We start from the raw sequence: 18,936 nt of genomic DNA on the forward strand, positions 1-18,936 counted from the left end.
AGACCGGGTCTGGCCTCCTGATCATCGATGAATCTATGATTCACGCTCGGGATTCCTGAGATTCCTCTCGGAAATCCGATGTTCGCCATGGATTATCGAGCTGGAGGCCGCTGTGTCGGTGGCAGTGGTCAGGGACCTACGGGCGCATCAGCGTCTGGACGGGCCCGGGCAGATCGCGGCGTTCGAGCAGGATCTGCTGGCCGAGTTCGTGCTGGCACGCTCGTCAGCGGGGATCACCGACGCGACGATCCGAGCCGACGTTGCCGCGGTCGAGGAACTGCGGGAGTGGTTCGGCCGGCCGCTTTGGGAGATGACGCCCCAGCACATCGACGCCTTCTTCGGCCGGCATCTGAGCGAGGCCGTGCCGGGCACGAAGGTCCGCAAGGCGGCCGGGTTCGTCGTCTACTTCGAGTTCCTGGAGCTGCGGCACAAGCCGGACATCCACGCGGCGACCGGATTCGTGGTCGAGTCACCGCTGGACGAGATGAACCGGCCGCGCGGCGGCACCCACGGGCGGCTGCGGATCCCGCCGACACCGCGGGAAGTCGCACAGCTGTTCACCGGCTGGCAGCACGGCCTGGACTCCGCCCGCAAGTACGCGACGGCGGTCCGCAACTACACCCATTCCGGCTGGTCAGCCTGATTGGGCCGCGGGTGTCGGAACTGTGCCTGCTGCGCATGGGTGACCTGCGCTGGGAACTGGGCCGGTTCGGCAAGGTGGTGCTGCGGGGCAAGGGCAGCAACGGCCGTGGAAAGAAGGAACGCCTGGTCCCGCTGATCAACGGTTCCCGGGAACTGCTGGACTGGTGGGTGCACGGACCACGGTGGGAGTTCGACGACCGGGTCAACGACCCGATGGCGCCGCTGTTCCCGTCCGAACGCCGGCGAGCCGACGGCAGCAGCGGCTTCGCGACCACCGACACGCTGCGCGACGGGCTCGCCGAGGCCGTCGCCGCCCACCTGCCCGCGCAGACCGGCCGCCTGTCACCTCACCTGCTGCGTCACTTCGCCGCCTCCGACCTCTATCGCAACGGCATGGACATGGTCGCCATCCAGGAAATCCTGGGGCACGCCTGGCTCAACACGACGATGATCTACGTTCACGTCGACAAGACCCACATCGAAGACGCCTGGGCCGGGGCCGGCCAGCGGGCCGCGAACCGTTTCGGGAGCCGACGATGAAGTGGAACCTGCGCCTGGCCGCTGCGCAACGCGACATCTGGAAGGCCTCGCAGCTGCAGGCCATGCTCGCCGATGCTGGCCTGGTGATTAGCGCCGGCAAGATGTCGCACCTGTGGTCGAGCCAGCCGGTGACGATCCGGCTCGAAGATCTGCAGATCATCTGCACGGTGCTCGGCTGCACCCCCAACGAGCTTCTGGTGCTGGAAGACCTTCCGCTACCGGCGCCGCGACCAGCCGAGGCGGCTCCGTTGCGGGCCGTGGCGGGTGAGGCACCCATCCAGCGCCGACACGTCGGCCGCAGCAAACCCCCGGTATGACGACAGCGTCACCACGCCGCCGGGGCAAACGCGTCTACCGCGGGCCGGCGCGCAGCTGCGAGCAGTGTCTGGCCTGGGGCGTGCTGCGGCAGCGGGTCTGCCGCGGTTGCGAAGCCTTCGCCCGCAAGAATCCGCTTGGTCGCTGCCGCACCTGCGCCCGCCGGGCCGTCCCGGTTGACGAGGGCGTCTGTCGGCTCTGCCGCCGGCAGGCCAGCCTGATCGCCGGACCTGACTGCAAGACCGCGCTGGATCTGACTGCCGCGGCCGGCACCGGCCAGCAACTGTTCTTCGCTGGCTTCTCGCGGGCAGCTAGGACGCGCTGGAAGCCGGTGACGTTGCCGGGGACGCAGCCGACGCTGGTTGCTTTGCCGGCTCGGTCTGCCGGCTGGGAGCAGCCGATTCTGGTCGACGCGCCGCGCGACTGCCGACATGCCAGCAGCCTTGATCCTCCTCGCGATCCAGGCTTCCTGCGCTTGGTGCTGCAACATGCGGATGTCCTGGCCGAACACAACGGCTGGCCACCACGCACGCTGCAACAGGTCCGCCGCGGCCTGCGGATGATCGCCAGCTGTCACGAACCGGGCGAGTCGGTCAAGGCCAGCACCGTCACCGCGATGAGCCCGCACGGCGTCCCCGGCCTGCGCGTGCTCGAAGTCCTGTTCGCTGCCGGCGACGACCTCGTCGTCGACGACCGCACCGACTCGCTCACCGTCTGGATCGACACCAAGTTTGCCCCGCTGCCCCCGCGGATCCGCGACGAGCTCGATGCTTGGATCACGGTGCTACGACATGGCACCCCACGGCGGCGAGCCCGACCCCGCATCACCGTCTTCACCCTGCTGGCGGCCGCTCACCCGTTCCTCACCGAGATCGCCGACCGCTACATCACGCTGCGGCAGGTCACCCGCCAAGACGTGCTCGGCTGGCTCAACGACCGCAAACACCGGGCCGGCGACGCTCACGCCCTGCGTGACCTGTTCGGCGTCCTCAAGGCCCAGCGTCTGGTCTTCGCCAATCCGCTCACACGGATTCATGTGGGCAGCGCCAACCCGAGCACGCCGGCCGCGTTGACCGGCGAAGCACTGCACGCCATCGGCGACGCGGCCAAGAACGACCCAGCACTGCAGACCGTGGTGGCGCTCATCGGCGTCCACGCCTTACGTTCTCATCAAGTTCGCAGCCTGACGCTCGATCAGATCGATCTTCCCAACCAGCGCATCTACCTGGGCGCCGCGCGACGGCGCCTGGACCCGTTCACCGCCGCGGCGCTGGTCGCCTACCTGCACTACCGGCATCGGCGCTGGCCGGACACCGGAAACCAGCACATCCTGCTGACGCCGCACCGCCCACGAACGCGGACCGGTCAGCGCCTACTGGCTCACCAGCCTCTTCGACGGGCTGCCGGCCACAGCCGCCCAGCTCCGAGAGGATCGCATTCTGGAGGAGGCGCGAGCTGCCAACGGCGACCCGCTGCACATCGCCGCGATGTTCGGGCTCTCCGCCAAGCCCGCCCTGCGCTACGCCAAGACTGTCTGGCCGGAGCGCTCCGACCAGCCATCACCCGACACGAAGTAGGGACCGCGCTGCCAATGTCACGAGGTAGATGGTGACGGATGCTGGTGGATAACGGCGGCATCGGGAGCGCGACCATCGGTCAGCAGAGCGTCCAGTTCGCCGAGCAGCACTTCAAGATCGTCCAGCCCGGTCAGGTCGTAGTGCTTGCTGACCGCGTGATTGTCGGCGACACGGACGGCATCAAGCTCGGCTTCGCCGCTGATCCAGATCAGCAGGCTGCCCAGCCAGGCCGCCGACTCGAACCCACTGACGACCACCGGCTTGCCATGGTTCGGGGCGACCGGGCGGATCTCCCATTCGAGCCCCAGCCGTTCCCAGGTCTCGGCCCGAGCCGTCACGGCTGGCCTCAGCTCATCCAGAGGGAAGTTCACGATCGGCACTATCGCACGGCACCCACTCGGCCGTGCTCTGCCTGATGGCCTTACGCGTCAGTCGAACCAGTTGAACAGCAGATCTCCAAGACGAGACGGACGATGGTAGGCGACATCACGCCGCTCATCTGCCGTGAGCGCGTGCAGATGATGCTCGCTGAGCGGTTCATTGAGCTGCGCTGGGCTGGCCACCTGAAATCCTCGCTCCGAGAAGACCCCGCTCCCTGGCACCGCTGCGAACACCAGAGCGATCTCCTGAGGATCGGTCGCCTCGGCCGCAGCGGCCAACACCGCGGCCGCGTTGAACAAGATGACCCCTGCGACACCGTCACGGGCTTCCACGCCCACCCGGTAGTAGTTACGGCCCACAGCCGGTTCCTCGGCAGCGGTGACGACAGCACCGCCGACGCTTCTCATCGCCTCGTGCACGGCGGCGAGCCAAGAAGCACGCGCGGCGTGATCGACGTGGGGCTTGGTCACACCCGGCTGCAGCAGTTCGAGGATCTCCACGAGCTCATCGTCGAACATCACCCGGCGAAGGTCGAACTCACCCGCCCCTGCGCTGTTGCGGCCGCGAGTTCAGACGCGTTCGGCGTCAGTATTCGTGAACTCACCGGGGATCGGCTTGGACGTCTTCTACTGCCAGCCCGGCATCGAAGGGGCGCACGAGAAGGGCGGCGTCGAGGGCCAGATCGGCTGGTTCCGCCGCAACCATCTCGTCCCAGTGCCTTCTCTGAACTAGAGAGCAGGCGCGCTTCCCTCCCTGGCGGTAAGGAAAGCGAGAATGAGCGGATGAGCGATCATCAGCTTTGCCGTTTTTCCGCTAGTGACGGCGAACTGGAGCTCGCCGGCCCGCCAGCCGCGCTCCGCGCCCTCGGCCAGCGACTCCGCCAGTATGACGCGACACCTCTCGAGGTAGCGATCTCCGGTGGCTCTGTGGTGCAGGAGGTCACCGGCGGCCCGCTGCTCGTCGGCCTGCGAGATGCGACCACGTTGCATGTTTCAGGCGGCCACGAATACCTCGACATCCTGTGGGACGCGCTCGACGGCGTGGCGCACCTGGCCGAGACCGCGGACGACCGGGGCGTGAACCGTCATCAGCACATCGAGCACTTTCCCGGAGACGAGCACCGATCGCCGGACTCCATCCCCTTGGTCATCGTGGCCGACTGGCCGCAGGAGCCGATTTCGATGCCGCGTTGACCTCGGGGCCCTTGCTGTTGCTCAGTTCAGCTGCGCGCCTTCGATATGGTGGTAAGTCATTCGGCGGCTCTATGGTCTGCAGGATCAATCGCCGTGTTTCGGCCGGCGATCGTGGCGAAGGTCGGCATGCCAAGGTTGACGGCGGCTTCACGACGCTGGATGGCGCCATCAACCTGGGCTAGCTTCTCCTTGGCCGCGGCAAGGCTGACGCGAAGTCCGTCGGCTTCGCCGAGCCAGCCTTCACGTTCCGCTTCTGCGATGCGAGCGGTGAGGTTGGTGCGGATCTCGATCAGGCGGTGCCGCTGTTCAGGATCAACGCGAAGGAGCGGACAGCGGACGCAGCTGTGCTCGTGAATGCAGTTGGTGCCGTATGCGCGCCCGCAGTCGCCGAGGGCAAGGCGACGGCGCTCGAAGTGGCCGAGGAACTCGTCCCATTCCGCGTCGCTGGGGTGGCGGTATTCCTCACTGGGCCGCAGGCCGCGGCGGCGGGCGATGAAGGCCCTGTGGCCGTTGATGGCCTCCTCGGGATAGACGGCTTTATAGCCCATCGTGGTGTTGATGTCCTTGTGCCCCAGGAGAAGTTGAGCGATGTGGGGCGGCATTCCGTTCATGATGGCGTCGGTGGTGAAGATCCGGCGGAAGTCGTGGGGTGCGAAGTCCAGCGGTTTGCCGGTGACATCGGTGAGCCCAGTGCGAGCGAGAGCGTCGCTGACCAGGACACGGATTCCGGCAATCGGGATGGGCCGGATTTCCAAGGCGATGGTGCGTTGGAAGAGGAGCGGAATCGGCGGGTTCCAGACCTTCTCGTGGTGGTCGTAGGCGACCACGAGCGGGACACTGCCGTCAGAGTTGCGGATTCGGCAGACGATCGCGGAGAGCACGTCGGCCAGTTCCGGTGAGATGACCAGCAGTCGTTCCTCGTCGGTTTTCGAGGGCGGGATCTGCAGCAGCGGGATCAGTTCGCCGGTGGCTGGCGTCCGGTATTGGACCAGGCTGTGGTGGGACAGCTCGGTGAGTTCCTCGACTCGGACTCCGGTCATGCGCAGAACCTCGACCGCGGCCCAGGCCCAGAACGCGTTGTCTTCCTCGCGGATCAAGTCGCGACGGCGGCCGGTGGCGGGTTCCTCGGCCCAGATGCGCGGTGAGTGGCGGGCGAGCTGAGCGAGTCGCAAGGTCACGCCGTCAACGGTGAAGGTGTCGCCGGGCTGGGCGGCTCGGGCTGCTGCCAACCGGCCGGCGGCGGCTTTGCGTTCGCGACCGACGGCCTCCACGAGGGCTGGCAGGACCGGCAACCGGTCGCGGGTGCGCTGGTCCATGCGGGCCTTGCGTCGTGAGTTCATCTTCTTGTGCTGGATATCGGTGGCCCGGATCGGACACGGAACCGCCCACTGTCCCCAGCGACCCGGGTCGTCGAGAGCCCATTGGGCCAGGTCGAGATAGAAACTTCGCACGGTCGTGAGAGCGTCGGTGGCGGTGTCGCGTTCAACCGTGGTCTCGGTGATCTCGCCGTCGGCGCCGCGGGACCGGACCACCTTGGTGCGGATCCGCTGTTTCCAAGCGCTGGCGGTTTCCGGGCTCAGCCGCAGAGAGTCGATGCCGGGGTGATGGCGTTCGAGGTCCTTCCAGAACCAGAGCACCAGGGTGGTGGCCAGGGACGTGAGGGTGCCGTAGTCGATCGCGGGTTGCCGTTCGCGCAGGTATTCGACCAGAAGATCCCGGACTGGACGACAGGTCACCTGATACCGGTCGACGAGCTGTTCCACCGGGACCTGGCCGGCGAACACCGGGCTGAACATGCGGACCGTGGGCGGGGCGTCCGCGGGGAACAAGCCGGTCGAGTGCAGTAGTTGATAGAAGACCGGGCTGTGTCGGCCGGATCGGGTCGGTCCGGGGAAGACCTCCCTGCTGATCCTCATCAGCTCGAGGCAGTCGCCGATCGTCACGTTGCAGACCAAGCCGCCCTTCGCGGCCATGACCAGTGCGATCTTCTCGATGGCGGGAATCATGGTCGAGTCGCCAACGGTGCCGGCCAGCCGGGCGGTCCGCAGTTCGGCGATGCCGTCGGGATCGCGGACCTTGGCCATCTCGTTGGCGATCCGCAGCGGAGACGCGGTGGCCATGAGCCAACCGACCGACGGCCGCAGGTAGTCGCCGCCGATCAACTGAATCAGGCCCGTGCCGAGGATCTTGCGGGCATAGCCCGGGTGCCGGTCCAGGAGTCCGGCCGTTGCAAGGTCGGCCAACACTTGGAGTCGCCAATCCCGCTGGCCGTCGCGGCCGGCGCCGGTGGCTTGCCACCGCTGCTGCCAGCTTTGACCGGGATAGAGCTCCAGCCAGTCGAGAACGGCCTGCAACGACGCCTTGCGATGGCAACGGGACTGAGAATCGTCGCCGCGGAACGGTGCCACCGCCATCCGGCCCTCCAAGACCACCCGGCTCTCGCGGGTTCTCGGCCAGGCGCCGAAAACCAGGCGGGGCGGAAACTTCTCCATAAGCGCTTGGGCCTCGCTGCTGACCTGCCAGGTCCGCGGCGTCTGCAGTCCGATGGTCGTTGTGGTCACGAGTCCCTCCGGCCGAACAACACGTCCAGGCTCTCCTTGCGATAACCCAGCGGCTCGCGTTCCGCAGGAGGCCGGGGCTCGGCCCGACGCCGGTGATGGGCGACCACCGCGTCGATGACGTCCGCGGGGGTCGGAGTCGTATAGATCTGGGTGGTGGTCAACGAAGCATGACCGAGAACCCACTGCACGTCCGTGATCGGCATGCCCGGGTCACGGGCCAGACGGTAGGCCGCCGTGTGTCGCAGGTCGTGCAGCGACCAGTCCGACCCCAGCAACGCGTTGGCTCGAACGAACATCGCCCTGGCCGCGTGATAGGTCACCGGCCGGAACGGCTTGCGCAACGTCCACCACAACGGGTCGTCCGGTCCCGTCGGCACCAAACCGTCGACTTGTTGCTAATAGAGCCGCAGCCAGACGAACGCGTCCGGCGACGCCGGAAGCTGCTGCATCGCTCGGGATCCTTTCCGGACCACGGTAATCAGCTGCTGACCCGGTTCCGCGCCGCTGCGCATCACTCCCAGCAACTCCGCAGCCCGCGCCCCGGTCGACACCCAGAAGGCCACCAGGGCCCGGTCCCGGTCGCTGGACAACCGCGCGAACAGATCGTTGAACACCTCGTCCGGGATCTGCCGCGGAATCCGCTTGGGCTGTCGAGGCCGATACAGACCGGCACGTTGGGGCTCAAACTGATCCATCGGATTGTGATGAGCGTGCGCTCGCTTGGCTCTGGCCAACGGAAACGGATTCACCAACGGCCCAGTCCCGGCGTCCAGGTGGAAGCCGTAGAAGCTGCGCAGCACCGTCTCGCAATGCGCGATGGTCGAGGGTGCGTACTTATCGCCGGCCGGCCGTTTGCCGGTCACCGCATTGACCCGTTTCGGCTCCATCACCACAGGCTTGTCCGGCGCCCGCCAATGCGGTCGGACCGGCTTCGTGCCGATCTGGATCCAACGAGAGAAGTCCCGCGCCTCGATCCGGGTCGCCTCCCGCCACACGATCTCCACCGCCCAGAGGAACCGGAACCAGCGCAGCAACGCCATCCCATACGAGCGCAGGGTCGTCGCCGGCCGCCCAGCGGCCTGCAGCTCACCGAAGTACGCCGCGACAGCGGCTACCGGCTCACCCGAGGAATCCAGCAGCCGATACGGCTCCCACGGATCACCGGTCGCAGCCAGAGACCCCGCCCGCGGCACGACCAGCGACCGCAGATCCCGAAGCGGATTTACATCTTCAACCACGGGCAGCGACCGTAGTCAACCTGATCTTCAACCGCACTCTGAGCAGCAGCAGTGCAGCAAGTAGTTCAGTCAACAGGACGCGCGTCGACTCATTCGATCAGCTCAACGCCATGATCGACCAGTGGGACGACCAGAACAACGCCCGCCGCATCGGCACCAGGGACCGCACCATCGGCGAAGACTTCGCCGTCGAACAGCCGCTACTGGCGCGGCTGCCGGACGACGACTTCGCGACCGGCATCTGGCTCACACCTCGCGTCGACCGCTACAGCCAAGTCACCGTCCGCACCAACCGTTATTCAGTCCCAGTGCGTCTGGTCGGCCGCCCGGTCCGGGTCCAGCTGCACGCCTCCCACCTGGTCGTCTATGACGGCCGACAGCAGGTCGCCTGGCATGAACGACTGATGGCCAAGGGCGGCTCGCGGCTCGATCTCGACCACTATCTGGAAGGCCTGATCCGCAAGCCCGGAGCACTGCCAGGCGCCACCGCCCTCGAGCAGGCCCGCGCGATCTGAAAGCACGTCTCGATCGGGTAGCGGCGAAACTCGCTGCCGCTGCGAGGCGGCCGGGTGAGCCGGTGATGTTCGGGGCGTCAGCCCACCGTTTCGAGCTGGGCTCTCCGTTGACCGACGACGAGGTGACTGCATTCGAACGTGAGCACGGAGTTTCACTGCCGGAGGACTACCGAGGGTTCATTACCACGATCGGGAACGGCGGCCCGGGCCGTTGGGGAGGCGCCGGCCCGTACTACGGCCTGCACCCGCTTCACGACTGGGCCACCAGCTTGTGGGGGATGCCCGAGCCGAACACGCTGGCTACACCTTTTCCGGCCGAGCCGGGACGCGTCTTCTCGGATTGGCCATCCGAGGTGGCACCGGGCGATGACGACGAGCCATATTGCGGAACACTCGCGCTCAGTGATCAGGGTTGTGGCTACCTGTCCATCCTCGTCGTCAGCGGAACAGCCCGTGGCCGCGTCACCGACAACAGCGATGTTCCGGCCGGGCCAGGCTTCACCAGCGACGCGGACTTCCTCAGCTGGTACGAGCGCTGGCTTGACGCCGTGTTGGCCGGTGCAACGCACTTCCGATGATCACCGCCGCCCCCGCATCGGCAATCGCGAATAGCACCGGCTACCGCTCCGGTCGGGTTTGTCTATCTGGTTCTGCGCTGACGCCTTCCTGCGGCCATTGACGGATACGGTCGTCAAGGTAGATCAACGGGGCCTGCGGGTCGAGGCCCATTGCGGCGGCGACGAGCTTCGGGTCGAGGGTGTTGACCAGGTCGACCAGGCGGGTGCTGCGGATCGCTCGAGGCGGGTGGCCGCACGGGTCGAGGACGTGGCTGAGGTATGCCCTTGACGCCGGTGTCCGGCCCGCCTTGGTGCCTTTGGTGACGATGACATGCGGGTTCGCGGTGTTCAGACCGGTCCGATGATCGAGACACCGGACCAGCGCCGCCCAGGTGGCCGGGTCCAGCGGCACGGGGTGCGGTCGGTCGCCGAGGCGTGCGCTGCAACGGGTGTGATCGATGTTGTCGAGTGTCAGCAGGCGGGCTTCTTGGCTGGAGGCGGCATGCAGCAGGGCAAGCATGCCGACGAGAGCCTCGTGCGGGTGAACGTCGGCGTCACCGCTCGTCCAGCGCCGGAAGACCTGGCGCTGTTCGCCAAGGGTCAGAGTTCGGCCGCGGAAGGCGCTGTGCTGCTTGGCCTTCAGGGTCATGGTCGGGTCGATGAGGACCAGGCGGGAACGGCGCGCGAAGCGGAAGAACTGGCGCAGCACGGTCAGGCGGCGAGCCCGAGCTTTCGGCATGTCGGCCAGGAAGGCTTCGACGTCATGGACGTCGGCGATCGACCAGTCGTTCTTGCCGCGCTGGCCAGTGAGGAACACCGCGAGGTCGCGGACGACAGCCAGGGCCAGCTCAATGGTGTTGTCGCTGCGAGGCCGGGTTCCCGCTCTCAACGCGCGTTGCCGGGCCCGCATCTGGTAATCGGCGAAGCCGCCGACACCAGCCCGCAATGCCTCTGGTGTCTGGTCGATGCGGCGTTGCCGGCGACCGGCAGCGAGCCGTTCGGCCTGGTCGGTAGGCAAAGCCAGGCGACCAGCCGTGAAGAAATCCTCAAGAGCACGGGCCAACGGCCCCATCGAGCGGCCCGGGCGGCGAGAGCGTTCCAGCAGCGCCTGCGGGTGGCGAGGCTGACCGTCCAGCAGCAGACGGCTGAGCTCGGACACCAGGCTGGTGGCCCGGCTGGCGTTGAACCGGGTCGATACATGGACGGCGAAATCGAGCAACCAGTCCGGCGGGTCGGGCAGGCTGGCGATCAGGTTCTCCGCGCGGGTCAACGTCCGGTCCGGCTGCCGCTGATAGCACGGCGAGCAGAGCCCGAGGGCCGCATGCCGTCTGACCTGGCCGCACTCGCGGCAGACCCGCGGCGGCTGCTTCGGTGGCCCCGGCCGCGAACAACTTCCGCACCAACCGGTGGCCTCGCGCAGCAGTCCGGGCCGGCCGCAGCGCGGGCACGGTTGTTTCGCGGCCTTGGCAGCTGCGGACCGCACGCACCGTTTGCACAGCCTCGAGCTGGCCGAACGCACCGGCGCGGCGCAGGCCGAACAGCGGCGCGAACACAGGACGCACCGCCCGGTGTCGACCTGCAGCACGCGCTGCCGGCCGCAACCCGGACACGTCGCCTTCGCCGCTGCCTCGCGCTGCTGCCGCACGCATCGGCAGCAGTGTTCCCGGCCGATGATGCCGACCGGCGCGCCGCATCCGGCGCAGTCACGTTGCCGCTTACCCACGACGCGCCTCTCCGCGACCCGATCTTCGACTACACCGGCGGCATCGAGCGACGTCCGTCGCCAACAGCCTTCGGCGCTTCGGCTGCAGCCGGGCGGCTGGTCGGGGCGGGCTGCTCGACTGGGGTGGTGTCGACCTCGATCAGATCGTTGGGGGTGCACTGCAGCGCCGTGCACAACGCGATCAGCGTCGACATCTTGATCTGCGAGGGCTCCTTGGTCAGCAGCGCCGACACCGACGCCGCGGACAACTCCAGACCGGCGCGTTCGGCCAGCAGCCGGCGCAACTCGCTGCCCGACCACACCTCGCGCTGGGCCGCGGCCATCCGCAGCCGCCACCGGATCTTCACGGCGCCGGCTCCTCTCCGGCCAGGTCAGCAAGGGTGGTCGACACCGCTCGCCGATAGGCGTCCTCGATAAACGTGGTGGACGGCCGGACATACCGCATCGTCGAACTGACCGTCCAGTGCCCAAGTAGCTGCTGGATCGCGACCAGGTCCACGCCGCGCTCATAGTTGTGGGTCGCGCAGGCCCGGCGCAGGGCATGCGGACTGAACCATTCCTCGGGCGGGCGGCCTTCCAGCTGCATCAGCCGGCGCAGGCGGTTACGGATCGTTCCGCGATGCAACCGGCCGCCCGACTCGTCGGCGAACAGCACCGGCGAGTCCGGGAACCGGTCGCGCACATCGTCGAGGAACCAGCGCAGCACCAGGTCAAGACTGTCGAGCATCGGCACCCACCGCGGCCGCGGCCCGGACGTGTTGGCGGCTTTGCCGAAGCGGACGTGCAGTTTCCCGAACGGGCCGCGCTTAAAATGCACGTCCGGCACGTCCAGCATCGACGCCTCCTCCGAGCGCAGCCCAGCGTGATACAGCGTCCGGAACATCGCATAGTCCCGCGCCGCCGGGGCGTACTTGCGGGCCGTGGCGATCCGATCCTTGAGGAACTCGAAGAACTCCGCCACCCGCTCCGGCGTCGGCGGCGCCAGCGTCTGCGGCGAGTCGTCACCGACATGCCGCGCCGCGTTGAACTCGTCCACCGGGCAGACCAGCCGGACCCCGAACGTCGCCTCGATCTCGCCAGCCTTGCGGACCTGCAGGAACCGGTGGAACGCCTTGAAGGTCTGCACATACTCGCGCCGCGTCGACGCCTTGCGTCCAGCGACGGCAAGGCCGCCGATCACCCGGTCGATGTCCTCGGGCGTGACCTCCCACGCCGGACGACCCAGCGCGCTCAGCGTCCGCTCGAGCAGACCGATGTCGTTCTCGATCGTCACCGGACTGAACCCGCGAGCTCGCCACGACGCGACGAAATCCTCCGCGCACGCAGCCTGAAACTTCCACGGATCCGTCGGCGCCGTCGCGGGCACCACGCCACCGGTGATGACCCGGAGACCCGAGACCACCCGGACACCTTCTTCCCGCCTAACCGAGTAAGGCGGTGCCTAACATATCGATCGACAACCTCACAGATCAAGAGATGAAGCGAGATCGGTTCTGGCCAGGCACAAGGACCGATCTGGGAATCACGAACATGAGCCAGCCCCAGATGGCTGGACCAGACGTTCACCGACCCGCGGCTCTGCGCCGCGATCGTCGACCGGCTCACCTTCGGCGGCAACATCATCGAGAACGGGACCGACTCCTACCGGCTCGCCCAGACCCGCGCACGCACCGACCAGTCCGCCCACGCACGAGTCTGAGCCCCCCTGCACCACTCAATGTCGCCGGCGAGGTGTCATGGATTCAGGCGAACCCCAGGAAGATCTGCTGCCGACGATCCTCGGAATCTGCGAGGAGTTCTTTGCCAGCACCAGCCCAGCCATCCGCCACGAGCTCGACACCCTCATGCGCGCCCGCGACATCACCGGCGGCCCCGGCTGGCTGATCGACATGCTCGCGCTCACGCGCAGCCGCATGGAACGCACAGCTGGCCGCAGCCAACCTCCGGCAGCCGACGAAAGCGCGGTCACAACTCGCGGAGATTGATCATCAGGTGAACCGATCAATGGAAGCAAAACTCATGAGCCGCTGGTGTCACAACTCGCGAGCAGAGCCACCGACGGGATCGACAAGCCCTGACGCTCGGCGTCCGCAGTCGCCGAGGCCGCGGGTCGTCTTCGTCGCGGGTCCGGGCAGCGAAGCCTTCATCGCAAATACATGTCCCGGCGACGCCGCAAGCACCCGAATCCCGAGATGATCGAACACCTCGCGCTTGCCACCGTCGTGCCGGGTGGAGACGTACGTGCTCGCCTGCTCGTTGAGCCACCACGGCGGCAACCCCAACCCGACGGCGCCCGGCCTCACGCCGCCGCGGTGGGCCGCGAGCAGGCGCCGAGGGCGGTGGCGGCGACGGCGCAGCAGGCGGCGATCGCGGCCAGGACCGGCGTGTAGGAGCCGGTGGCGGTGTGCAGGGCCGCGGCGACCAGCGGGGCGCCGGCTTTGGCCAGGGCCATCGGCGCAACCAGGACGCTGGCGAGGGTGGCGTAGCGGCGGGTGTCGTAGCGCTCGGCGAGGATGACGGGTTTGGCGATGGTGGCCACGCCGAACCCGAGGCCGAACCCGACCACCGCCACGATGGCGCCGCTGGTGCTGGCGCCGACGGCCGGCAGCAGCAGGGCCGCAGCGGCCTGGATCGCGAAGACGCCGGCGGTGATGGTCGTGATCCGGTAGCGGCGTTGCAGGCCCGTGGTGACCAGCCGCCCGGCCACGGACAGGACGCCGAGCAGGCCGGCGATGGTGGCGGCGAAGGAGGGCGGGTGGCCCCACGTGGTGAGGGCGGCGATCAGCAGCACGGTGTAGGCGCTGATCGCCATGGTGTGGGCGGTGAACCCGGCGGTCAGCAGCCAGAATCCGCGATCGGCCAGCGCGGCCCGGACGGCTCGGGTGCCGGCGTCGCGGTGCCGGGTGGCCGGGTGCGGGCCTGCTGGTGGTGGGTGCCGGACGGTGGTGGCGTGCAGGGGCGCGGTGACGGCGTGGATGCCGGCGAGGATCAGCAGGGCGGTGCGCCAGCCGTGCTGGTCGGTGAGCCACCCGGTCAGGGGCAGGAAGATGGTGCTGGCGAATCCGGCGACCACGGTCAGCGCGAGCAGCGCTGCCGAGCGGCGTTGCGGCTGGTGCCAGGCGATGATCACGGCGAAGGCGGCCTCGTAGAGGCTGGCGGCCGAGGCGGCGCCGACGCCGATCTGCACCGCGTACAGCTGCCACAGCCGGCCTACGTGTGACCACGCCACCAGCAGCACGGTGCCGAGCAGAGAGCCGCAGGTCATCAGCGTGCGGCCGCCGTGGCGGTCCAGCCAGCGGCCGATCGGCACGGCCAGTACCGCGGAGGTGAGCACGGAGGCGGTGAACGCGCCGGTCACGGCGGTGGTGGAGGTGTGCAGGTCGGCGGCGATCGGGACGAGGAAGACGGCGAACGCGTAGTAGAGGGTGCCGTAGCCGATGGTCTGGGTGATCGCCAGCGCGGCGACCAAGGTCCGGTTGCGGGGCGGGGATGACCGCCGGTGCCCGCCGACACGCTGGTCGGCGGGCACCGCGGAGGAGGACGTTGAACTCACGCGCAGCAGCCGCCACCGGACGAGGTGGTGAGGCTGATCAGACCGGTGACGCTGGGCAGCGCGCCGGGCTGCTCGGCGAGGGCGGCGATCTGCAGGGCAGTCTCGTGATCCAGGCCGATCCGGTCGGCGGCGGCGCGCACGGCGTCGCTGGTGCTCGCCGCGGTCGGCAGCAGCGCCATGGTCGCGGTGGCCAGGGCGATCGGCACGTCCGGGGTCAGGCCGAACCGGGCCGCGACCTCGCGGGCGGCGCTTTCGAGGACCAGGTTGACGCTGCACACCCCGGTCTCCGGCAGGTCCAGCTGAACGTCGTCGGCGGCGGCGAAGTCACCGGCGAGGGCGGCGGCGATGGAGCGGACCTGCTCGTAGCCGGTGGCCATCAGGAACGTCGGTGCGCGGCCGTAGGACTTCATGCCGACGGCGTAGTAGTTGGGCTCGGGCTGCCCGAGCTCGCGGTGGCCGTGCGGGGCGACGGTGCCGCAGGAGTGCTGGTTCGGGTCGATCAGGTCGGCCAGGGTGCGGGTGCAGCCGAGGATCGGGTCCAGGTCCAGGCGCAGCTCGCTCGCGATGCTGTGGTCGGGCCGGAACCCGGTGACGGACACGACCCGGTCGGCGCTCAGGGTGCGTCCGTCGGCGGCGACCAGGGTGATGCCGGCGGCATCATGGCGCACGGTGTGCACGCCGAACCCGGTGACCAGGGTGAGCTTGCCGGTGTCGACCAGTGAGTGCAGGCCGGAGCCGAGCGCGCCGCGGGCCGGGAGCTCGTCGGCGTCCTCGCCGCCGAACGCCCGCTGCGCGGAGCCGCCGCGCACGGCCCAGGTGATCCGGGTGCCGGGCTCGGTCTCGGCCAGCCGGGCCAGGTCGAGCAGGGTGTTGGCGGCCGAGTGCCCGGCGCCGACCACGATGGTGTGCTTACCGGCATGCTGCTGCCGGGCGGTGCCGAGCACGTCGGGCAGGGCGTGATCGATCAGCTCGGCGGCCTCGGGCTCGCCGTGGGCGGGCAGCCCGTCGACGCCGAGCGGGTTGGGGGTGCGCCAGGTGCCGGACGCGTCGATGATCGCGCTGGCGGTGATCTCGGTGCCGTCGGCGAGCCGCACGACGAAGGGCAAGTCGGCGCGGCCGGCGGTGCGCACGCGGTCGGCACCGGGACGGCTGATCGCGGTGACCCGGGCGCCGAGGCGCAGGTGCGGTGCGATGGCCGGCAGTTTGGCGAGGGGCTGCAGGTAGGCCTCGACCAGCTCGGCGCCGGTGGGCAGGTCCTCGTCGTCCGGGGCGGCCCAGCCTGCGGCGTCGAGCAGGCGGCGGGCAGCCGGGTCGATGTCGTAGCGCCACGGGCTGAATAGTCCGACGTGGGCCCACTGCCGCACCGACGCGCCGACCTGGTCACCGGCCTCCAGCACCAGGAACGCGACGCCCCGCTCGTGCAGGTGCCCGGCGGCGGCTAGGCCGACCGGTCCCGCGCCGATCACCACCACCGGCAGCTCCCCCAGCTGCCCCGTGGTCGTACCGGCCGACCGCGCGGCCGGGGTGGGGAGCAGATCCACCGCACTGACTGTGGCGGCCGGGCCGCAGCAGCCAGCCGCGGGCTCGGCCTGCGCCGTCGGGGCGGCTTGAGCGGCCGGGCCGCAGCAGCCGGCGCAGCCGGCGACCGCCTCGGCTTCGGCGTCCGGGGCGCAGCCGGCGTCAGCGGCCGCGGCCTGCTCGGCGGTGCCGCAGCACGGGTCCTGCCCGGAGGCGGTCGGGGCGGTGCCGGAAGCGTCGCTACTCATCGCAGGTACTCCTCGTTGAGGTGAAGGCCGGGCTAGGGGGTTCGTCGAACCCCCACACGCTGATTCGAGAAACGTCGAATCCGATGGCTGTCGAAGCCAAGGTTGCATGCGGCTTCGATATCTGTCAACCTCGACGCATGTCGAAATCACCGGTCGTGTCGTCCGCCGCTCTGGAGACGCCCTGCTGCACGCCGATGGCGCAGCAGCGGATCCCCGCCCCCGCCGCCGCCACCCTCGCGCAGGCGTTCAAGGCGCTGGGCGACCCGATCCGGCTGCAGTTGATGTCGATGATCGCCTCGGCGCCCGGCGGGGAGATCTGCGTCTGCGACCTCACCCCGGCGTTCACGATCTCCGGGACGACCATCTCGCACCACCTGAAGGTGCTGCGCGAAGCCGGGCTGATCGACGGTGAACGCCGCGCCAGCTGGGTCTACTACCGCCCCCGCCCAGGCCTGATGCGGCAGCTGTCCACCCTGCTGGCCGTCGAGGAGTCCGTGACGGTCTGATCCGGGCGGGCCGGTCACAGGCGCGGGCTACGGCGCTCTACGAGGACGACGTCGCGCCACCGGCCGCCCCGCGCCGCGTGCCGGCCGACGCGCTCACGGACGCCCACGACCCGGAACCCGCAGGAGCGGTGCAGGGCGAGGCTGGCGACGTTCTCCGCGAAGATCCCGGATTGGATGGTCCAGATCCCGGCCGCTTCGGTCGAGGTGATCAGCGCGTTCAGCAGCGCCCGGCCGATACCGCGCCCCGGGGAGTTGCGCTGCGCGGCCTGCGCGAAGCTGGGCCGCCCGAATCAGCAGGTCTGGCCGCCATCCGAGCAGGACAGCGTCTGACGCTGGGCCCACGACTGGGAGTGGACCGCGGCCGATCGGCGACTCAGTGACGTGCTCCGGAGAAGCTGAGTCGAGTTCGCGCGCACCGGCGACCCGAACGGGCAGGGCCGCCCGGCGTGGCCGCGCTTCGACGAGACCCGGGACACCACCCTGTCCGTCGACCTGGAGCCGCGGATCGGCCGTTCCGGGCGACGTGACCCGGATGGCGTTCCGGGATCGGTACTTCCTCGGCGACGGCAGCGGGGCGAGCGGGGAGTGACGAACGTCGAGCCGTGCCGGCTTCAGAAACCGGGAGCCGGGCGGGCATGATGAGATCTCCACCGATCGGAGGAGCATCGTGCGCCGACACGACACCACGCCCGCCGCAGTGCCCACCCGGGTGGCTCCGCCGTCTCCGCGGCGGCCCGCCACCGGCCCTCCAGGCAACGCGGCGCAGATCCTCGCGCTACAGCGGACGGTCGGCAACGCGGCCGTCGGCCGGCTGATCACGCCGGTGCAGCGTGCCGTCACGGTCGGGGGTAAGGCCGTCGACGATCCGGTGGCCCTGCTCGCCACCAAGCAGCACGATGAGCTGCTCAGCGGCATGGGACGCACCGTGCTGGGGTGGGCCGCGCGCGGCCAGGCCACGCTCGCCGCCACCGACGTGGACGACCTGGTGATCCAGGTCGAGCGGATCGCGGCGATGGCGTCGCTGGCCGGATCGATCCTCTCCTCGGGCATTCTCGGCCGCAAGACGATGAGCCGTTCCGGTACGGCGTTCAGCGGCTCGAACGACCGGGGCGACGATACGGCGCTGGCGGTGAACGTGCTGGACAATCGGAGCGGCGCGTACGACAGCGACCGCCTCGTTCACGACTCGCTCACCGCCCGGGACCGCGGCAGCTTCAGTGTGGCGATGGAACGCCCCACCGACGACGACATGGTCCGGGACCAGTTGCTCGAGGACCGGAACCGGCCGCGACCGGACGTCCCGCTGTCCGAGCCGGAGCAGCAGGAGATCCTAAAGCAGTCGGGCGGCGACCCCACGATGCTGCGGGTGCTCACCGAGCGCAAGCTCGAGGAGAAGTTCGACAGGCACGGCGAGACACTCGGGCTCAACCGGGCGGTGTTCAACGAGCGGGTCCAGAACACCATCATGGCCATCATGTCCCGGCCCGGCGCCGACGTCGCCACCCGGGCGGACGGCGGCGGGTACGAGTCCTCGGTCCCCGCCGACGTCATCCCGCCGGGCCCCGGCGGCTTCACCACCCTGATCTTCCCCAAGTGGTTCGAGCCGTGGGCGCCGCTGATGCTCACCGGCCTGACGTCGGACCCGACCGGCCTCACCATCCGCTTCGCCGGCGACCGCCGGGTCACCGCTAAGTACCGGGCCCTCGGGGAGGACCACGACGTCACGGTCGACGCCCCCGACTACGCCAGCGAGGTAGGCGAGCAACTCACCAGGTTCGGGGCCATCGCCACCCACATCCTCAAGACCGCCGGCGCGGTGTAGCCGCTCGCTCAGCTCGTCCGCTTCTGCACCACCTGCGGGTCGTCGGC

At 69.1% G+C, this 18,936-nt stretch carries 22 protein-coding genes and 1 pseudogene; 12 read left to right on the forward strand and 11 right to left on the reverse strand.

Going from position 1 to position 18,936, the window contains the following annotated elements:
- Positions 1 to 118: 118 nt before the first annotated feature.
- The 4 genes from Asi03nite_RS38195 to Asi03nite_RS32230 are packed head-to-tail and all read left to right on the forward strand — an operon-like array spanning position 119 to position 3,109.
- Entirely contained in the window at positions 119 to 643 is a 525-nt protein-coding gene (locus tag Asi03nite_RS38195) for a hypothetical protein (RefSeq protein WP_239103079.1), read from the forward strand.
- Between the two features lie 11 nt (positions 644 to 654).
- A complete protein-coding gene (locus Asi03nite_RS38200) occupies positions 655 to 1,182 on the forward strand; it encodes a tyrosine-type recombinase/integrase (RefSeq protein ID WP_239103080.1) in 528 nt (175 codons plus the stop codon).
- Entirely contained in the window at positions 1,179 to 1,499 is a 321-nt protein-coding gene (locus Asi03nite_RS32225; protein ID WP_203684288.1) for a helix-turn-helix domain-containing protein, read from the forward strand. Before Asi03nite_RS38200 ends, Asi03nite_RS32225 begins: the two co-directional genes overlap by 4 nt.
- Positions 1,496 to 3,109, forward strand: coding sequence for a hypothetical protein (locus Asi03nite_RS32230; protein WP_203684289.1), 1,614 nt, complete (start codon positions 1,496 to 1,498; stop codon positions 3,107 to 3,109). The genes Asi03nite_RS32225 and Asi03nite_RS32230 overlap by 4 nt, the downstream gene beginning before the upstream one ends.
- On the opposite strand, the gene Asi03nite_RS32235 is transcribed toward Asi03nite_RS32230, so the two are convergent.
- Positions 3,092 to 3,445 carry a hypothetical protein gene (locus Asi03nite_RS32235; protein ID WP_203684290.1) on the reverse strand — a complete coding sequence of 118 codons (354 nt, stop codon included), beginning with the start codon at positions 3,443 to 3,445 and terminating at the stop codon, positions 3,092 to 3,094. The genes Asi03nite_RS32230 and Asi03nite_RS32235 overlap by 18 nt on opposite strands.
- Positions 3,446 to 3,502: 57 nt before the next feature.
- A complete protein-coding gene (locus tag Asi03nite_RS32240; protein WP_203684327.1) occupies positions 3,503 to 3,973 on the reverse strand; it encodes a hypothetical protein in 471 nt (156 codons plus the stop codon).
- A gap of 264 nt (positions 3,974 to 4,237) precedes the next feature.
- Here Asi03nite_RS32240 and Asi03nite_RS32245 point away from each other — a divergent pair, with 264 nt between their 5' ends.
- A complete protein-coding gene (locus Asi03nite_RS32245; protein WP_203684291.1) occupies positions 4,238 to 4,648 on the forward strand; it encodes an Imm32 family immunity protein in 411 nt (136 codons plus the stop codon).
- A 56-nt stretch (positions 4,649 to 4,704) separates the two neighbouring features.
- Here the strand turns inward: Asi03nite_RS32245 and Asi03nite_RS32250 are convergent, their stop codons facing one another.
- The 3 genes from Asi03nite_RS32250 to Asi03nite_RS32260 are packed head-to-tail and all read right to left on the reverse strand — an operon-like array spanning position 4,705 to position 8,249.
- A complete protein-coding gene (locus tag Asi03nite_RS32250) occupies positions 4,705 to 7,209 on the reverse strand; it encodes a tyrosine-type recombinase/integrase (RefSeq protein WP_203684292.1) in 2,505 nt (834 codons plus the stop codon).
- A complete protein-coding gene (locus tag Asi03nite_RS32255) occupies positions 7,206 to 7,586 on the reverse strand; it encodes a site-specific integrase (protein WP_203684293.1) in 381 nt (126 codons plus the stop codon). Before Asi03nite_RS32255 ends, Asi03nite_RS32250 begins: the two co-directional genes overlap by 4 nt.
- Before the next feature lie 18 nt (positions 7,587 to 7,604).
- Positions 7,605 to 8,249 carry a hypothetical protein gene (locus Asi03nite_RS32260; protein WP_203684294.1) on the reverse strand — a complete coding sequence of 215 codons (645 nt, stop codon included), beginning with the start codon at positions 8,247 to 8,249 and terminating at the stop codon, positions 7,605 to 7,607.
- Positions 8,250 to 8,557: 308 nt separating this feature from the next.
- Between Asi03nite_RS32260 and Asi03nite_RS32265 the strand changes: the two genes are divergently transcribed.
- Both Asi03nite_RS32265 and Asi03nite_RS32270 read left to right on the forward strand, forming a co-directional pair.
- Positions 8,558 to 8,962, forward strand: coding sequence for a Mu transposase domain-containing protein (locus tag Asi03nite_RS32265; protein ID WP_203684295.1), 405 nt, complete (start codon positions 8,558 to 8,560; stop codon positions 8,960 to 8,962).
- Between the two features lie 107 nt (positions 8,963 to 9,069).
- Positions 9,070 to 9,540, forward strand: a complete 471-nt coding sequence (locus Asi03nite_RS32270) for an SMI1/KNR4 family protein (protein WP_203684296.1) — start codon at positions 9,070 to 9,072, stop codon at positions 9,538 to 9,540.
- A gap of 40 nt (positions 9,541 to 9,580) precedes the next feature.
- On the opposite strand, the gene Asi03nite_RS32275 is transcribed toward Asi03nite_RS32270, so the two are convergent.
- The 3 genes from Asi03nite_RS32275 to Asi03nite_RS32285 form a co-directional block, all read right to left on the reverse strand.
- Complete coding sequence (locus Asi03nite_RS32275; protein ID WP_203684297.1) at positions 9,581 to 10,789, reverse strand: site-specific integrase; 1,209 nt, start codon at positions 10,787 to 10,789, stop codon at positions 9,581 to 9,583.
- 482 nt (positions 10,790 to 11,271) lie between these two features.
- Entirely contained in the window at positions 11,272 to 11,589 is a 318-nt protein-coding gene (locus tag Asi03nite_RS32280) for a helix-turn-helix domain-containing protein (RefSeq protein ID WP_203684298.1), read from the reverse strand.
- Positions 11,586 to 12,515: a tyrosine-type recombinase/integrase gene (locus tag Asi03nite_RS32285; RefSeq protein WP_203684299.1), complete on the reverse strand. Its 930-nt coding sequence runs from the start codon at positions 12,513 to 12,515 to the stop codon at positions 11,586 to 11,588. Before Asi03nite_RS32285 ends, Asi03nite_RS32280 begins: the two co-directional genes overlap by 4 nt.
- Before the next feature lie 276 nt (positions 12,516 to 12,791).
- Here Asi03nite_RS32285 and Asi03nite_RS39160 point away from each other — a divergent pair, with 276 nt between their 5' ends.
- Together Asi03nite_RS39160 and Asi03nite_RS32290 are read left to right on the forward strand one after the other, a co-directional pair.
- The gene (locus Asi03nite_RS39160; RefSeq protein WP_482866163.1) at positions 12,792 to 12,941 is read left to right on the forward strand and encodes an ATP-binding protein; all 150 of its coding nucleotides are present in this window, start codon (positions 12,792 to 12,794) and stop codon (positions 12,939 to 12,941) included.
- A 37-nt stretch (positions 12,942 to 12,978) separates the two neighbouring features.
- Complete coding sequence (locus Asi03nite_RS32290) at positions 12,979 to 13,227, forward strand: hypothetical protein (RefSeq protein ID WP_203684300.1); 249 nt, start codon at positions 12,979 to 12,981, stop codon at positions 13,225 to 13,227.
- Positions 13,228 to 13,541: 314 nt separating this feature from the next.
- Here the strand turns inward: Asi03nite_RS32290 and Asi03nite_RS32295 are convergent, their stop codons facing one another.
- Positions 13,542 to 14,795 (reverse strand): MFS transporter, encoded by a 1,254-nt coding sequence (locus tag Asi03nite_RS32295; RefSeq protein WP_203684301.1) that lies wholly within the window; start codon positions 14,793 to 14,795, stop codon positions 13,542 to 13,544.
- Entirely contained in the window at positions 14,792 to 16,561 is a 1,770-nt protein-coding gene (locus Asi03nite_RS32300; protein ID WP_203684302.1) for an NAD(P)-binding domain-containing protein, read from the reverse strand. The genes Asi03nite_RS32295 and Asi03nite_RS32300 overlap by 4 nt, the downstream gene beginning before the upstream one ends.
- Before the next feature lie 137 nt (positions 16,562 to 16,698).
- On the opposite strand from Asi03nite_RS32300, the gene Asi03nite_RS32305 reads away from it, so the two are divergent.
- Positions 16,699 to 17,067 carry an ArsR/SmtB family transcription factor gene (locus Asi03nite_RS32305; RefSeq protein ID WP_203684303.1) on the forward strand — a complete coding sequence of 123 codons (369 nt, stop codon included), beginning with the start codon at positions 16,699 to 16,701 and terminating at the stop codon, positions 17,065 to 17,067.
- Between the two features lie 14 nt (positions 17,068 to 17,081).
- Here the strand turns inward: Asi03nite_RS32305 and Asi03nite_RS32310 are convergent.
- Positions 17,082 to 17,312: pseudogene (locus Asi03nite_RS32310) on the reverse strand (GNAT family N-acetyltransferase); the annotation flags it as partial.
- Here Asi03nite_RS32310 and Asi03nite_RS32315 point away from each other — a divergent pair.
- Together Asi03nite_RS32315 and Asi03nite_RS38210 are read left to right on the forward strand one after the other, a co-directional pair.
- Complete coding sequence (locus Asi03nite_RS32315) at positions 17,242 to 17,397, forward strand: hypothetical protein (RefSeq protein ID WP_203684304.1); 156 nt, start codon at positions 17,242 to 17,244, stop codon at positions 17,395 to 17,397. The pseudogene Asi03nite_RS32310 and the gene Asi03nite_RS32315 sit on opposite strands and share 71 nt — an antisense overlap.
- 337 nt (positions 17,398 to 17,734) lie before the next feature.
- Positions 17,735 to 18,889 (forward strand): hypothetical protein, encoded by a 1,155-nt coding sequence (locus Asi03nite_RS38210; RefSeq protein WP_239103085.1) that lies wholly within the window; start codon positions 17,735 to 17,737, stop codon positions 18,887 to 18,889.
- Positions 18,890 to 18,936 lie beyond the last annotated feature (47 nt).

Source organism: Actinoplanes siamensis (assembly GCF_016862395.1).
GTDB lineage: Bacteria > Actinomycetota > Actinomycetes > Mycobacteriales > Micromonosporaceae > Actinoplanes > Actinoplanes siamensis.